At 55.2% G+C, this 14434-nt stretch carries 14 protein-coding genes; 11 read left to right on the top strand and 3 right to left on the bottom strand.

Annotated elements, in window-relative coordinates:
* Positions 1-2 precede the first annotated feature (2 nt).
* Together rodA and MY069_RS04665 are read left to right on the top strand one after the other, a co-directional pair.
* Positions 3-1166, top strand: a complete 1164-nt coding sequence (rodA, locus tag MY069_RS04670; protein WP_482795913.1) for a rod shape-determining protein RodA — start codon at positions 3-5, stop codon at positions 1164-1166.
* Positions 1167-1276: 110 nt separating this feature from the next.
* A complete protein-coding gene (locus MY069_RS04665) occupies positions 1277-2605 on the top strand; it encodes a sodium-dependent transporter (protein WP_482795912.1) in 1329 nt (442 codons plus the stop codon).
* Positions 2606-2694: 89 nt separating this feature from the next.
* Here the strand turns inward: MY069_RS04665 and MY069_RS04660 are convergent, their stop codons facing one another.
* Positions 2695-3567, bottom strand: a complete 873-nt coding sequence (locus MY069_RS04660) for a delta-class carbonic anhydrase (RefSeq protein ID WP_482795911.1) — start codon at positions 3565-3567, stop codon at positions 2695-2697.
* Between the two features lie 123 nt (positions 3568-3690).
* Positions 3691-4653: a prolyl aminopeptidase gene (gene pip / locus MY069_RS04655; RefSeq protein ID WP_482795910.1), complete on the bottom strand. Its 963-nt coding sequence runs from the start codon at positions 4651-4653 to the stop codon at positions 3691-3693.
* Positions 4654-4783: 130 nt separating this feature from the next.
* On the opposite strand from pip, the gene MY069_RS04650 reads away from it, so the two are divergent.
* Positions 4784-5398, top strand: a complete 615-nt coding sequence (locus MY069_RS04650) for a hypothetical protein (RefSeq protein ID WP_482795909.1) — start codon at positions 4784-4786, stop codon at positions 5396-5398.
* A gap of 23 nt (positions 5399-5421) precedes the next feature.
* On the opposite strand, the gene MY069_RS04645 is transcribed toward MY069_RS04650, so the two are convergent.
* Entirely contained in the window at positions 5422-7086 is a 1665-nt protein-coding gene (locus tag MY069_RS04645) for a DUF262 domain-containing protein (RefSeq protein WP_482795908.1), read from the bottom strand.
* Between the two features lie 129 nt (positions 7087-7215).
* On the opposite strand from MY069_RS04645, the gene MY069_RS04640 reads away from it, so the two are divergent.
* From MY069_RS04640 to ribF, 8 genes are all read left to right on the top strand, one after another.
* A complete protein-coding gene (locus MY069_RS04640; RefSeq protein WP_482795907.1) occupies positions 7216-8070 on the top strand; it encodes a fumarylacetoacetate hydrolase family protein in 855 nt (284 codons plus the stop codon).
* Positions 8071-8092: 22 nt separating this feature from the next.
* Positions 8093-8794, top strand: a complete 702-nt coding sequence (locus MY069_RS04635) for a hypothetical protein (RefSeq protein ID WP_482795906.1) — start codon at positions 8093-8095, stop codon at positions 8792-8794.
* Between the two features lie 268 nt (positions 8795-9062).
* Positions 9063-10220, top strand: a complete 1158-nt coding sequence (locus MY069_RS04630; protein WP_482795905.1) for an Acg family FMN-binding oxidoreductase — start codon at positions 9063-9065, stop codon at positions 10218-10220.
* Positions 10217-10684, top strand: coding sequence for a MarR family winged helix-turn-helix transcriptional regulator (locus MY069_RS04625; protein ID WP_482795904.1), 468 nt, complete (start codon positions 10217-10219; stop codon positions 10682-10684). Before MY069_RS04630 ends, MY069_RS04625 begins: the two co-directional genes overlap by 4 nt.
* Positions 10685-10780: 96 nt before the next feature.
* Positions 10781-12013, top strand: a complete 1233-nt coding sequence (locus MY069_RS04620; RefSeq protein WP_482795903.1) for an EAL domain-containing protein — start codon at positions 10781-10783, stop codon at positions 12011-12013.
* Positions 12014-12050: 37 nt separating this feature from the next.
* Entirely contained in the window at positions 12051-12908 is an 858-nt protein-coding gene (locus tag MY069_RS04615) for a TIGR01459 family HAD-type hydrolase (RefSeq protein ID WP_482795902.1), read from the top strand.
* Positions 12909-12963: 55 nt separating this feature from the next.
* Positions 12964-13395: a MaoC family dehydratase gene (locus MY069_RS04610; protein WP_482795901.1), complete on the top strand. Its 432-nt coding sequence runs from the start codon at positions 12964-12966 to the stop codon at positions 13393-13395.
* On the top strand, positions 13395-14312 hold the full coding sequence (gene ribF / locus MY069_RS04605) for a riboflavin biosynthesis protein RibF (RefSeq protein ID WP_482795900.1): 918 nt from the start codon (positions 13395-13397) through the stop codon (positions 14310-14312). Before MY069_RS04610 ends, ribF begins: the two co-directional genes overlap by 1 nt.
* Positions 14313-14434: the final 122 nt, after the last annotated feature.

Below are 14434 nucleotides of genomic sequence, written 5' to 3'. Positions count from 1 at the left end.
CCATGGTCACCATTCGCTCAAACACGCTTGATTTTTCGCGCCGATCCCTCCTCAGCCAAGTGCAGGCTCTGCCATGGGGCTTGATCTTGATGATCTGCGCTATGGCGATGATTGGCGTCGCGATTTTGCATTCAGCGACCTTCACCAACCCCGAGGAAGCTGGGCTGCCGGCCCGACAAGCAACACGCTTTGCCGTCGCGCTTTGCGTACTTTTGGTGACGGCATTGGTCCCGATCCGTTGGTGGTTTTGGGCCGCGTGGCCAAGCTATTTGGCGACCCTTGTGCTGCTGGTGGCTGTAGAATTTTTCGGCTCAACCGGCGGCGGCGCACAGCGCTGGCTGCAAATCGGACCGATCGGTGTTCAGCCATCGGAATTCATGAAAGTCACGCTGACCCTGGCCTTGGCCGCGTACTATCACAAAAGGTGGAATGATTATTCGGGCGGGTTCTTGATCCACTTGCCGGCTTTGGGGCTCATCCTGTTGCCCGCCGCTTTGATTTTTCGGCAGCCCGATTTTGGAACGACTTTAGCGCTCTTCGCGTCTGGCGGGATTTTGATCTTCCTGGCAGGGCTTTGGTGGCGGGTCATTATGGCGATGACGGTGGCGGCGGTTGCCAGCATTCCGGCGATCTATTTCTTCGTGCTGCAAGACTATCAGCGCGAGCGGGTCGACACCTATCTCGCGCAGCTGACCGGCCAGTCGGTCAATGTCATGGATGATGGCTATCAAATTGAGCAAGCGAAGATTGCTATCGGGTCGGGCGGCTGGACCGGAAAAGGCTATATGGAAGGCACCCAATCGCAGCTGGACTATATTCCTGAACAGCACACAGACTTCATTTTGACCGTGCTCGCCGAAGAGTTTGGGTTCCTGGTCACGAGCGGTGTTCTCGTTCTGTGGATGCTGATCCTCGGTTTAGGTTTGGCGATAGCGCTCAGGGCAGCCAGCCTGTTTGCGAGATTTGCGGCCGCTGGCGCGGTGATGACGGTCGCCTTTTATATCTTGTTCAATGTCGCGATGGTGCTTGGCCTTGTGCCCGTGGTGGGTGTGCCGCTGCCGCTACTTTCTTATGGCGGGACGGTGATGATTACGACCGCGGCCTGTTTCGGTTTAGTTGGCGCGGTTCATCTGGGCCGGAAAGATCCGATCAATACCGGCGTCTAGTTAGGCGGAATTCCGGCAAACAATCCTTCCTTTAAACCCAGCGATCACGTTGATTTTTGTGCTCTGAAGGCTAGAGTTTCGATAAAATCATTCCCTGGGAGGAGGTATTTATGGCAGCGATCGGTCGTAAGACAGATACGTGGGGCTCGCGCTTTGGATTCATTATGGCGGCGGTGGGATCATCCGTCGGCTTAGGTAATTTCTGGCGTTTCCCATTTACGGCAGGTGAGAATGGTGGCGGTGCGTTTATCGTCATTTATCTCGCATGTGTCGTCTTGTTTGGTTTGCCTGTTTTGATGGCAGAATATGGCATGGGCCGAAAGTCTGGCATGTCGGCTGTTGAAGGCGTCCATTCATTGGCGCGCGCCGAAAGTAAGAGTGCGAATTGGGGCTTTGTCGCTTGGGTTGGATCCTTAGCGGCCTTCTTCATTCTCACTTTCTATATGGTGATTTCAGCTTGGGTGATCGCGTTCATTCCGCAAGCTTTTTCCGGCGGTTTTGAAGGCTTTACGGCTGAAACCTCGGGTGCCAATTTCGGTGAAACGATTGGCAATCGCGGGCTAGTCTTGTGGTGCCTTGGCGGCTTTATTGCTGTGAATACATTTATCGTTGCGCGCGGGGTTAAGGGCGGTATCGAACGTGCGGCGACCATCCTCATGCCGCTCTTCTTCATTCTATTATTGGGGATCGTAGCGTTTGCGTTGATCAATGGGGACGGCGCGAAAGCCGCCGCATTCTTGCTGCAGCCGGATTTCAGCAAAGTGACCTTTAGCACCTTCCTGGCAGCCGTCGGACAGGCGTTTTTCTCAATCGGCGTTGGCTCGTGTTTGATGATCACCTATGGCGCGTACCTTTCGCAGGATACGAATATTCCGCGCTCCTCAGCGATTGTTGCAAGTGCTGATACGATGGTGGCGCTGATCGCTGGCTTTGCGATTTTCCCAATCGTGTTTGCGTTTGGTGCAGATCCAGCGGGTGGGCCAAGCCTATTCTTCGTGTCTTTGCCGATCGCGTTCGGGTCTGAGGCGATGCCAATGGGCAGCCTGATCGGCGGCGCGTTCTTCACCTTGGCGCTGTTCGCGGCACTGACTTCGTCGATCTCACTGATGGAAGTCGGGGTGTCCTGGCTGGAAGAACGCCAAGGGGTGAACCGTTGGGGCGCCGCTCTCGGCGTTGGCTTCGTCCTGTTTATGATCGGCGCTGGGTATGTCTATTCCGCCGACTATATCGACTTTGCCGATATGATCACGGGCACGATTATGTTGCCGCTTTGTGGATTGCTGGTCGCGGTTTTCTCAGGTTGGGTGTTGAGCAGAGATATGCTCACCTCCGAATTTGGGGAAGGGACGGTCATGAACCTGTGGCGGTTTGCCGTCCGCTGGATCGTGCCACCCGCCATTGGCGTGATCTTGGTGTTCGGAATTATCGACAAATTCTAACCCAATAGAGCGTTCAAAAAACAACCCCGCCTCACAATCGAGGCGGGGTTTTTTCTGAGTTCCATTCAAGCCGAATGAGGGTTCGTGCTTTATTGAATAGGCGACAGCAATTCAGGGGCGGTTACGAGTTGGCGGACGCCATGAGACTTACTTTCATTGAAGACATTGCCCTCGGCCGCCCATTTGTGCAGCGAGTTGATGTCGAGCTTCGCGCACATCGGACGAACATTCCATGTCACTTGAGCCGGTGAACATACCGCTTGGGTGTAGCTCGGGCCTGTGGTTGAGCCAGGGAAAGTGACGGGTGTGCCTGTATCGGATGGGATCATGCCGGCCTGATAGAAGCCGCCTTTTTCATCGACAACCGCTGCCATTTCGGTGAAATCGAGGGCTTCGGTATCATTCACAACCAGGAAGGTTTGAGCCTCGACCCGCAGAAGCGGATCTGTACAGCCTTCTGGTACGCACGCGCCAAGGCCTTCGCCGGGGGTTGCGTCGCAGGTGGTGTGGACCCAGTGGACTTCAATGGTTTGGCCTGGGACGACGCCTTTATAAGCCCCTTCCGATGGCGCCAGCTCTTCGGCTGTCAAATCGGCGGATTCGTTACAGGCATAGCCGCCATTTTCGGTGGCATCGACAAAGACGCTAAAGCCAGGACCTTTGTGTTCGGCATTTGTGTGGGTGTGGATGTTGCACAGGTTCATCGACGTCGAAGGCGGCGCTTTCGGGAAGGTCACAGTGTTCAATCCGGTCACGTTGGAAATGTCGCGCGGCGTTTGCGGGCCTGCGTCCAAGCAGAGTTCCGGCGCAGCAGCCTCAACCACTTCCACAACCTCTTCAGCGATTTCTTGTGTCTCTGTGGTGGCCGCTTCGACAGCGCCTTCTGGTGCGTCTGTAGTTTCAACATTAACACACGCGACAACGACCGCCACGGCCGAGGCTGCCAGCAATAGATGTTTCATTAAATGTCACTCCCAAGTTTGACCCAAGGGAGGTGGGACCGCAGGCCAAAAAGTCCAATATTAAATTGGACGATTTTGATAGGATCAGCCTACCACACCCTAATCATGTCATCTTGCGACAGATCACTGCGAACGAAACCGACGACCAAAATCACGGGTGCTGCGGATAAGTTTGTCGACGATACCAGGCTCTAGGCTCGAATGGCCAGCATTCGGTACGATATCCAACTCGGCGGTCGGCCAGGCCTTTTTCAGGGCCCAAGCGGACGATAGAGGTGTGACGACATCATAGCGCCCATGTACAATTTTCCCGGGTACATCTTTGAGTTTTTCTGCCGCCTGCTCGAGCAACCAGCCGTCTTTCTCGAAAAAGCCCTTATTGACGAAATAGTGACATTCGATCCGGGCAAAGGCGTCTGCGAAATCGTCTTCCTCAAACCTTTTCGGTCGGCTTGTTGGGCCTTGAATAGTGATTGTCTCACCTTCCCAGCAAGCCCATGCTTTGGCGGCATTTCGGCGCTGTACCTTGTCTTCGCCGGTGAGACGTTTGTGAAATGCGTGTAAGAGATCGCCGCGTTCTGCTTCGGGGATAGGCGCGACGTAGCGATCATAAGAATCTGGAAACAGGCGGCTTGCACCTGCCTGATAAAACCACTGAACTTCAGAATGGGTCAGCAAAAAGATCCCGCGTAGGATCAGCCCAAACACCCGATCAGTGTGCGTGACGGCATAGGAAAGGGCGAGGGTGGAACCCCAAGAGCCGCCGAAAAGTACCCATTTTTCAATTCCTAGGTGTTCGCGAACTGCTTCCATATCGCTGACCAGCGTCCAAGTATCGTTCTCGCGAAGTTCCGAGTGCGGGGTCGATTTTCCGCAGCCGCGCTGATCGATTAGGATGATGCGATAGACCGCGGGATCGAAGAAACGCCGCATTTCGGGGCTCGAACCGCCGCCCGGACCGCCATGAATGCCGATAACCGGAAGCCCGTTCGGATTGCCCGATTCTTCCCAATAAATCTCGTGGAGCTCGCTGACACGTAGAAACCCCGTGCGGCGTGCCTCTACAGGTGGATAAAGTTTGAGCATTTCTTGCCTTTGTTCACGACCTCTTCACCTATCGGCAGTTAGCTTATGAATAAAGGGTATGGACGGCGATTTTCTCATCTGTATGTGTTATTGCAGGTGAGGGATGATTTTATGCAGGTGAGACGCCCGAATGCGTAGTGTATTAGTTTCCATCCTTCTGGCAGCTAGCCTTAGCGGATGTGCCACTGTTTCTATGGTTGCGTCGGAAGCAACGGTTGAAACCAATTTGTCGGCTTCGCAAAGCAGTCTGCGAAACGTCTCAAATGCCTATACCGATCTTGCCGAGCGCAAGCTGTGGGTGGAGAAAAACACCGGTCTATTGGGATTTGCGCGGGTTCTTATGGACGGCGCCAGCGATGATGACTCAGCCCAAAGCTCATATGTCGCGTCGATTGCCGAAGCCGCAGAAGCGAGGCCTGACCAAGTGGCCTTGATCCAATCGGATATCGAAAGCGCTGCTCATGGCTTAGACGTCGCGACGATGGAAGCCGAGAAACTGTTCGGTGCTGGATTATCCGCCAAAGCGTTGCGCGCGGACTTGGTCAGCTATGAAAGCGCACTGGTGACGGCCAAAAAAGCGCGCCGCACCTTCGTTGACTCGCTCTCCGGCTTTGACACAGCGGAGGCGAATTCAGCTTCCGAAGCACTCTCAGCGCTTGATGTTAGCATCGATAAAGCCCGCGATGCGGCCGATACACTGGCTGATTATGCGGCCGACCGCAAACGCGAAGAATCACTCTCCTAGTCAATCAGATCCAGGCTTTTCGCTCACGATAGAGTCGGCATAGCCCGATCCAGCTGCCACGCATTTTCCATAATGGTTGAGAGATGTTCTGTGCGATTGCGCGTCACCTCAGGGGTCCAGGCCACTTTGTCTTTGATATCAAGGGTCAGCGCGAATTCGGGATCCCCTTGCGCAAAGTAGAGCTCGCGTTTCTCATCGAATGAAAGATTATCGGCTTTCTGATTGATGGCCGAGGACAGCAACGCAAAGTTTCCGATCGTATCGACCAAGTCACGATGCACAGCCGAGTTTGGCCAGGCATTCTTCCAGGGTGAATCGTCTGGTAGATTTTTCGGAAGCACATGTTCCACCGTTGCGCCATCGCCAGGACCGAGCGCTTTTCCACTCTCGATTTCGGCATTCATGCGTAAGGCGATGGCTCGCCGCTGCGAAAAAGCGCCGAAGCGGCTGCGCAACCGGTTTGAGATTTCGCGGCGTTCCTCTCTTGAAAGGGAGAGCGGGCCATTTTCTGCCAGCAGAGCGCGCGGATTGTCCGCACTATCGGCGATTTTTTGGTATCGTCGTTGCCGGCTACGCTGATCGGTGATCGCCATCATCGCGCCATACGCAAAGCGCTCTAAGCTTCTGAAAAAGGCGAAAGCGGTCTCTGGACTGCCATTATGATTCACCAGGAATTTAAGCGCTGGGGCACGCCACAATTGGTGATCGATCAATCGGAGATGGTTGAGGCACTCGTTCACTTTATCTGTCATATTGCCAAACGTGCCTTCTCCAGTTGAGATCGTCACATAGGCATCGACATAGGCAGGCAGTTCTTTGCTCAAGAATTGCCGTGCGCCGCCAGCGGTTTTATTGATCACTGCTTTGCGGAACTCGCTGGATCCCTTTTTTGCTTTTTTCGCGTAAAGCGTGCTGATCTGATAGAGCAGATCGTCAAATCCTGAGCCGCCCAGTCGCGACTCATGTTCCGACCATTCGCGAGAAAACTGCTCCGCTTCTTTCGGCGTTAAGTTCGCGTTTTCGAGCAAGTCGGTTTTGATAATGTCATGCGAGTTTGGTGCTTTGCCGCGTGTGTTCAATACCCGGAAAACATTGTAGCCGCCGTCCCAGTCTTCAACGACAACTTTCACGAGCAGAATCCTGTTCCGGATAGTGTCTGCCAGCGCGCGTTGCGCATCGGGGGACAAGTCCCGCACGGTTTTGGTGAAATTGTCCAAATTGCGCTTCATCCGCCGTTGACTCTCGCTCTCATTTGGCTCGGCATCAGACCCGAGAGCTGCGCCAGGCGTTTGGATCGCCTCACGGAAATAGGGACCGTCAATGTGGTTAAGGGAAATTCGCCAGGTCGGCTTCTTCTTGTTGTCGGTATCTGCAATCAAGGCATGGATTTCTTCTTTGCGTGCAGCATCCGGCTCCATATCGCGAAGAACGCTCAGTAAGATTGTCAGCGTCGTGAGGCGCTGCTGTCCATCAACGATGAGGAAACGGTCGCCATCTTTCACCAGCACAATCGCGCCGATGAAATGCTTTTCGCTCCCTTCGCTGACATCCTGTAGATCGGATAGAAGTGCCTGCGCCTCATTGGCTTCCCAAGAGTAGCTGCGCTGATAGGGCGGCATCGCCATTTCCATACCATTGCACAAAAGATCGGCGAGCGTGCTTTCTTGCGCGCGAAGGCCTTGTGTCATCTGAACTCTACTTTCTATTATCCCACCAATGAGAGGATCAGGGTTAGACTTCTAAAGGTCAGGCTTCAATTGAAACTCTCACAGAAATCATCCGGTTTCGTCCAATCGTAGCCAAGAGGTCACACGCCAATGAAATGGGTCAATGTAAACTTGGGAGGAACGACGCGCGCGGGCTTGGTCGAGGGGGATCAAGTTCGGCTGACAGAGGCTGAAGATCTGGTACATCTCTTACGAGATCTCCGGGCGGCTGCCGAGACCGCGGGGCGGGGCGGGCAGGTGGCCTTAGAAGAGGCTGAGATCCTTCAGCCGATATTGCGACCGCGTAAAATTCTGGGGATCGGCCTCAACTATTCCGAGCATGCCAAAGAGTCGGTGTCTTTCATGAAAAACACCGCGCCGAGCGTGCAAAAATGGTTCAACAAACAATCGACAGCCGCCAATGGCCCCTATGCGGACGTCCATCTGCCGGCCGTTTCAGAGCAATTGGACTATGAAGCGGAAATCGTCGCGATCATTGGAAAAACCGGGCGACATGTCCCAAAAGATCGCGCTTGGGAGATGATTGCGGGTCTGTGCTGCGGTTGCGACTTTTCCGTTCGAGATTGGCAGCGCGCCAGCCAGACCATGATTATGGGCAAGGGGTTCGACACGCATGCGCCGTTTGGGCCAATGCTAGTGACACCCGATGAGATTGAAGATTTTGGCGCGGTGGAAGTGCGCGGCTATGTCAATGACGAGTTGCGCCAAAGCGGTCATGCGCGGGATATGACGTTCTCCATCGCAGAGCAGATCGCCCATCTTACGGCTGCATTCACACTAGAGCCCGGCGACGTCATATTTACCGGCACGCCAGCGGGGGTTGGGGCAGGGTTTGATCCGCCAACATGGTTGAAAGCGGGAGATCGTGTGCGGGTCGAAATCTCAGGGGTCGGACATATCGAACACGAGATCGTCGCAGAGAAAAAGGTAACAGTCTTAACGTAGACGTAAGGGCAGGAGGCGCGCAATGCGACTGAACTTGCTTTTTTGGGTAGCGGCATTCTGTGGATTGGTGACAGCCTGTGGCGGATCATCAAGTCAAACCACGCCCGATATCAATGTGGCACCGACAGATTTCGCGCTCTTGCCATGCGGCTCGGGCGTCGGGGACCGGCCCTGCGCGCTGGTTGTGGTTGGTGGAAAGCGGATCTTGTTTGGTGCGCCCGCAGGCGTCACAGCAGGCCTGCACGAAGATGACCTTAGGCTATTGGATGCGGTGATGCTGTTTTCGCTTAGATCGAGCGATATTCAGGGCCTGGACGAGGTTCGAAACCGATCTTGGGACGCCGGGCGAGACACGCCATTATTGGTGGTCGGGCCGGAAGGGGTCGAGGGTTTTGTCGCGGGTTTGAACAAAGCGTATGAAATGTCTGACGCGCTTCGAGTCGTCGAAGATGGCATTCCGGTCGGGGGCTTTGATTCGGCAGTGCTTAGGGCGCACACCGGACGGCAACAAACGGTTTTCGATACCGGCGATGTTCAAGTTTGGCGGACATCCGCCGGGTTTTCGATCATCTATCGTGACCGTACCAAAGTTTGGCTGGATGCCTGCCGCGGGGACGCATTGCCGGTCGCAAGAGTGCATATCTGGTGTGATCCCGAACGGGGTGAGCATACCTGGCCGCTGCAGCAGCCAATCTTTGTCGATATCGTGGACGTCCCTGAATAAAGCGACGGGGTCCTGCTTTCGCAGGACCCCTGTCTCCCCCGAGACGCCCCCATCCGGTCAAAAAGTGACCGTGGACCGTGGGTGTGCCGGGATCAGACCTCTTGGGTAGAAATCTAAGCCGCCTGTGTCAAACCCGGGACTGCCAGAAGCCGGCGATCTTTTCGAATGATCACAACACTGTGGCCCTTTGGCCACGTTACCGCTTGACCAAAACACGCACTTATAATAGTAAGTAAGCTAACTAATTAAATTGCTAAGGATACACGTTATGATCAATCGACGGACTTTGCTGATGACAGGTGGTGCAGTGGCTCTGGTCGGAGGCGTGGGCGTTCTTTCCTCCGCGAATGGCCCTGGGCTCGCAAAAGCCAGGGCCCCTTGGCAGCAAGCAGGGGAGAGTTTCGGGGATCCTCGCCTCGACGCTTTGGCCTATGCGATCCTTGCGCCCAATCCCCACAATCGCCAGCCCTGGCAATTTGAACTCGTCGGCGAAGACCAGATCCACGTCTATGTCGATTTAGATCGGCGCCTGCCGCACACCGATCCGTTTGATCGGCAAATCACAATTGGATTTGGATGTATGCTCGAACTCTTGCGCATTGCGGCAGCTGAGCGCGGATATCAGGCCAGCATCACCCCGTTTCCGGACGCGCAAGCCTATCCGCGACTGAATCAGAACAGAATCGCGAGTGTTCGGTTCTTAAAAAGTGCAGCCGCCCAGCCTGATCCGTTGTTCGCCAATATTCTCGAACGCCGATCAACCAAAGAGCCTTTTGCTGCCGACCGAGCAGTGGAGCAGGCGACAATTGATCGGATTATTGCAAGTGGCGCTGGAAATCTCGACATCGGTGGCACGATAGATCCTTCGCAACGGGACCGGATGATCGCGCTCGCTCGGGAAGGATTTCAAATCGAGCTCGCGACGGATCCTACGCGCCGCGAAAGTGTCGATCTGATGCGGATTGGAAACCGCGAAGTGGTCGCCAACCCGGATGGCATCGATATGGGCGGTATCCCGATGGGATTGATGAAGATGACCGGGATCGTCACCCGTGAAGGGCTCGATACGCCTGGCAGCACGGCGTATAAGGAGGGGTTGAAAATGTACGATCCGATCATCCATTCTGCGCAAGGCTTTGTGTGGATCAAAGCCGAGGAAAACACGCGATTGAGCCAGCTCGAAGCCGGGCGAGCCTGGGTCCGGATGAATCTTGCCGCTCAGCAAGCAGGCGTCTGCGTGCATCCGCTTAGCCAGATTTTACAGGAATTTCCAGAAATGGCTGGGCCCTACGCGGCCATCCGAACCGAACTTGGGGTACACGAAGACGGCGTGATCCATATGCTGGGGCGTGTTGGCTATACAAAATTCCCCGCTGCCAGTCCGCGCTGGCCGCTGGAAAGTAAGCTGATAAACTCGGCCGCATGAGTGATTCAGACCCCAGTCGCCTTATCTTCGCATTGTTCAACGAGATCGGCATCATCAATCAGCTGAGCACAGCACGGCTTGCGCGAGTATTGGCGCCACATCTCAACCCATCAGAGTTTGGTGTCTTGAACCATTTCGCCCGCCTCGGGGATGGTAAGACCCCAAGCTATCTCGCCAAAGCGTTTCAAATGACGAAGCCTTCAATGACTGCGATTTTGGGGAAGCTCGAACGTAAAGGCTATGTCGCGATTGTCGGAAGCAAAGAAGACCGGCGGCAAAAGATTGTAACTTTGACTGAAGCAGGCCGTGCTGCTCGCAATAAGGGTATTCAAGCGATGGCGCCGCTCGCGAGTAAAGTCTTGGAGTCACAAGACTTTTCAGACCTGCAAGCGATCTTGCCAAAACTTCAGGCGTTGCGCGAATTCCTCGATCAGGAAAGAAATGTTGTGGACGGAATAAACTGAACTTGGCACGCGCTGCAAATCAGCCCTATTGCTACCAATTCGTTAACACTTGACGCCTATTTGTTAAGATTATCGTATTCACAGGGGCTGTGAGGAATGATCGCCTTGGTCTTTATATTATACGCCTTGATGGGGGCAGGAGCCGGTTGGGCGCTGTTTACATATGCAGCAATCGACCTGCAGCTCGCGATCGGTGCCGGTGCGATCATCACGGCGTTGATCGGCCAAGTGCACTTGTTTTCCACACGCTCAGGAAAGTCAGACGACCTGTCAAACCGGATCGATGCGTTTGAAGTTTCGCAGCGAGACACGGCGCAGCGAATGGATGTGATTGAAGCGCGCACAACCTCGATCGAGACGACGGTCAAACAAGAGCTGACAGAACGACGCGATGCTTTAGTCAGCGAGATGCGCCAACTCGAAACACTGATCGAGCGTCTGTCGCGGAGTTTTGAAACCAAGCTCGCCGACGCCGAAACCACCGGAGAGGTGGCGCCGCAGGATGATGCTGTATTGCGCCGAGTGAAAGATGCGCTCGAAGATGGTCGTGTTGATCTACACTTGCAGCCCATCGTATCGCTGCCCCAGCGACGCGTCTCTTTTTATGAAGGATTTACGCGTTTGCGGGATCCGGACGGATCCCTGATTCTTCCAGCTGACTTTCTGGATGCTGCGCGTCGCGCGAATTTGCTCGGCGTGCTCGACAATATGATGCTGTATCGCTCGGTGGAGGTGGTTCGCCGCCTCGCTGCGCGAGATCGCCGTGTTGGTGTGTTTTGCAATGTTTCTTCGCACTCGCTTGAAGATCCACACTTTTTTCCATTTTTCTTGAATCACATGGAACAAAACCGCGACCTTGCAGGTGCGCTGATTTTTGAAATTCGAGCTAGCCGTTTTGAGCACCGGTCCCGCCAGATGAGAGAAGCGATGGAGCGTTTAACCGCGCTTGGGTTCCGGTTCTCCATCGATCACGCGGAGAGCATTGATATTGATTTGCCGCGTTTGCAGGATGCGGGCATTCGGTTTGTGAAATTCAATGGCGGAGATCTGATCGACCAGCTACGCGATCCATTTGGGCCGCGCCCGAACTCATCAGCCGATCGCAAGATTTCAGGTGATGAAGTGGCGGCTGTCTGCTCGCGTTATGGCGTGACGCTGATTGCCGAGAAGATCGAAGAAGAAGTCAGCGTCGTGGAAGTGCTCGAATATGGCATTCCGTATGGGCAGGGACACATTTTTGGCGCGCCGCGGCCGATCAAATCATCTTTGATGGAAGAAACAGCGCCGCCAGCTGAACTGGTTCGGATGCTAACCTCGCGCGCGTCTTAAGATTGACGCCAGCATTGAGGGCTCCTAACTCGCGGCCATGACAGTACCACACTTTCCCGGCGGACTGGCCGCACTTTCGGATCAATATGACGCCATTCTCTGCGATGTCTGGGGCGTTATTCACAATGGGCGTTTCGCCTTTGAGGAAGCTTGCGAAGCTCTGGTGCGGTTTCGTGATCAGGGCGGCGCGGTCTGCCTGATCACCAATGCGCCAGTTCCCAAAGAGCAGGCCATCCGCCACTTTGATCCTTTGGGCGTTCCGCCAGAAGCCTATGACGATTGCGTGACCTCAGGCGACGCCACACGCGACGTGCTCAGCCAACGCGTCGGCGAGGTTTTCTGGCGTATGGGCGCCGATGAAGGTTGGGAGCACGACCGTTATCTTTATGAGGGCCTGGATCTTCAATTCGGAGATGAGCGCAACTCGAACACGGTCCTCTGCATTGGCCTGGAAGACCAAGTGAACGATCATCCCGATGATTATCGCGACAGGCTTGCAGAAGCTGCTGATCGCGAAATGGAGATGATTTGCGCCAATCCGGACATTCGCGTTCGCATTGGCGATCAACTTCATTGGTGCGCCGGCGCGCTCGCCAAAGTCTTCGAAGAAGAGGGTGGGCGGGTCATTTATCCCGGTAAACCGCACCGCCCGATCTACGATCTGGCATTAGCAAAGCTTGCCGATCTCGGTGTCGAGGCAGCGCCCGGGCGGACGCTTTGTATCGGCGATAGCCCAGCCACGGATATGCAAGGCGCGCTGAGCCACGGCTTCCATGGGCTATATGTCGGCACGGGCCTAAAAGAGCATGGCGTCAATTTTGAGCAAGAGGTCGCAGACCTGCTGGCAGACTATTCAGTGACCGCAAAATGGGCGATGCCGAAACTCACATGGTGACGAACCATGCAACACACTGTAACACGCCGTGAGCGAAAATGGAGACGTAACCGCCATGACGTATAAAGAAGGCTATAAGTTCGAGGACATGTCCATCGGAATGACGCATGAAACCGTGCACACCATTACCGAGAAGGATATCGATCTGTTTGCCGAAGTATCGGGCGACCGAAACCCGCTTCACATGGATGAGGAATTCGCCAAGCAAACACAGTTTGGCCAGCGGATCGCCCACGGTGCCCTGACGGCGAGCTATATTTCCGGCATTCTCGGCAATGATCTGCCGGGCCCCGGTTCGATCTTTGTCGGCCTAAACATGCGCTTCCGTCGGCCGGTCTATATCGGCTCAGAAGTGATTGTGCGGGTTGTCGTTACAGAGATGAAAGAGCGCGGCAACCGCGTGACCTTGAAAGTCTCTTGTAATGTCGATGGTAAGGCCGCGATTTCGGGCGAAGCGATGGTCATGGTGCCAAGCCGAGACGCCTAATGACGGTTATTGCCCATTATAAAGACGTTCCGAGCGAGGCTCGCGGATTTTCGATTGCATTGGGCAATTTTGATGGCGTTCATGCCGGGCACCGTGCGGTGATCGAGGGAGCTGTCGCTGCAGGCGGCACGCTCGGTATTGCGACATTTGAACCGCCGCCGCGTGCCTTCTTCCGACCAGATGACCCGCCTTTCCGGATCTACCGGCCCGCGCGGCGCAATGCGCGACTGGCTGAACTGGGCGCAGCGGCAATTTTCGAGCTGCCTTTCAATGCCGACATGGCGGCCATGACCGATGAAGCCTTCGCGCGCGATGTCCTCAAAGACGGGATTGGCGCTGCGCATGTCACGGTCGGGTTCGATTTCCGGTTTGGACGAGGCCGCATGGGCGATGCTGCGCGGCTGGCCTCGCTGGGCCGAGCCCTTGGCTTCGGGGTGACAATCATTGAGAAAATCGAAGCTTTAGGCGCGAAAGCCTCATCCACGGCCATCCGCGAAGCGCTGATCGCTGGGGCGCCAGAAAAGGCTGCAGAAATCTTAGGCCATGACTGGGTCGTCGATGGCACCGTGGAACATGGCGAGAAACGCGGGCGCACCATCGGGTTTCCAACCGCGAACTTGCATTTGGGCGAGCTGATCCATCCCCGGCATGGCGTGTATGCGGTGCGTGCGCGCCTAGCGGGTGAAGACGAATGGCGCCCTGGCGTTGCTAATTTTGGGCGGACGCCCACGACGGGCATTCGAGATCCTTTGCTCGAGACTTTCATTTTCGACTTTGACGGCGATCTTTACGGCCAACAATTGGAGATCGCGCTGGTCCGTTATTTGCGGCCAGAGCTAAAATTTGACGCCCTAGATGACATGGTCACGCAAATGCACCGTGATGTTGAAGACGCGCGGCTTCATCTGGCGGGATGACAGGCCCAGCGAGCCCTGCTAAGCGGGCCGCATGAACAGCGCCGCAATCATATCTATTATTCGAATTAGCGGCCCGGTCGCCCGCTCATAAGAGCTCGCGGCCGGGGACCTTTAGCCCTTTC

Source organism: Hyphomonas sp. ske169, assembly GCF_056850855.1.
Note: the sequence above shows the minus strand (reverse complement) of the source record. Positions and strands in the feature narration are given on the sequence as shown.

Excerpts from the sequence above, each read along its gene's own strand:
- rodA (WP_482795913.1), top strand. The coding sequence starts at position 3 with ATGGTCACCATTCGCTCAAACACGCTTGATTTTTCGCGCCGATCCCTC.
- MY069_RS04665 (WP_482795912.1), top strand. The coding sequence starts at position 1,277 with ATGGCAGCGATCGGTCGTAAGACAGATACGTGGGGCTCGCGCTTTGGA.
- MY069_RS04660 (WP_482795911.1), bottom strand. The coding sequence starts at position 3,567 with ATGAAACATCTATTGCTGGCAGCCTCGGCCGTGGCGGTCGTTGTCGCG.
- pip (WP_482795910.1), bottom strand. The coding sequence starts at position 4,653 with ATGCTCAAACTTTATCCACCTGTAGAGGCACGCCGCACGGGGTTTCTA.
- MY069_RS04650 (WP_482795909.1), top strand. The coding sequence starts at position 4,784 with ATGCGTAGTGTATTAGTTTCCATCCTTCTGGCAGCTAGCCTTAGCGGA.
- MY069_RS04645 (WP_482795908.1), bottom strand. The coding sequence starts at position 7,086 with ATGACACAAGGCCTTCGCGCGCAAGAAAGCACGCTCGCCGATCTTTTG.
- MY069_RS04640 (WP_482795907.1), top strand. The coding sequence starts at position 7,216 with ATGAAATGGGTCAATGTAAACTTGGGAGGAACGACGCGCGCGGGCTTG.
- MY069_RS04635 (WP_482795906.1), top strand. The coding sequence starts at position 8,093 with ATGCGACTGAACTTGCTTTTTTGGGTAGCGGCATTCTGTGGATTGGTG.
- MY069_RS04630 (WP_482795905.1), top strand. The coding sequence starts at position 9,063 with ATGATCAATCGACGGACTTTGCTGATGACAGGTGGTGCAGTGGCTCTG.
- MY069_RS04625 (WP_482795904.1), top strand. The coding sequence starts at position 10,217 with ATGAGTGATTCAGACCCCAGTCGCCTTATCTTCGCATTGTTCAACGAG.
- MY069_RS04620 (WP_482795903.1), top strand. The coding sequence starts at position 10,781 with ATGATCGCCTTGGTCTTTATATTATACGCCTTGATGGGGGCAGGAGCC.
- MY069_RS04615 (WP_482795902.1), top strand. The coding sequence starts at position 12,051 with ATGACAGTACCACACTTTCCCGGCGGACTGGCCGCACTTTCGGATCAA.
- MY069_RS04610 (WP_482795901.1), top strand. The coding sequence starts at position 12,964 with ATGACGTATAAAGAAGGCTATAAGTTCGAGGACATGTCCATCGGAATG.
- ribF (WP_482795900.1), top strand. The coding sequence starts at position 13,395 with ATGACGGTTATTGCCCATTATAAAGACGTTCCGAGCGAGGCTCGCGGA.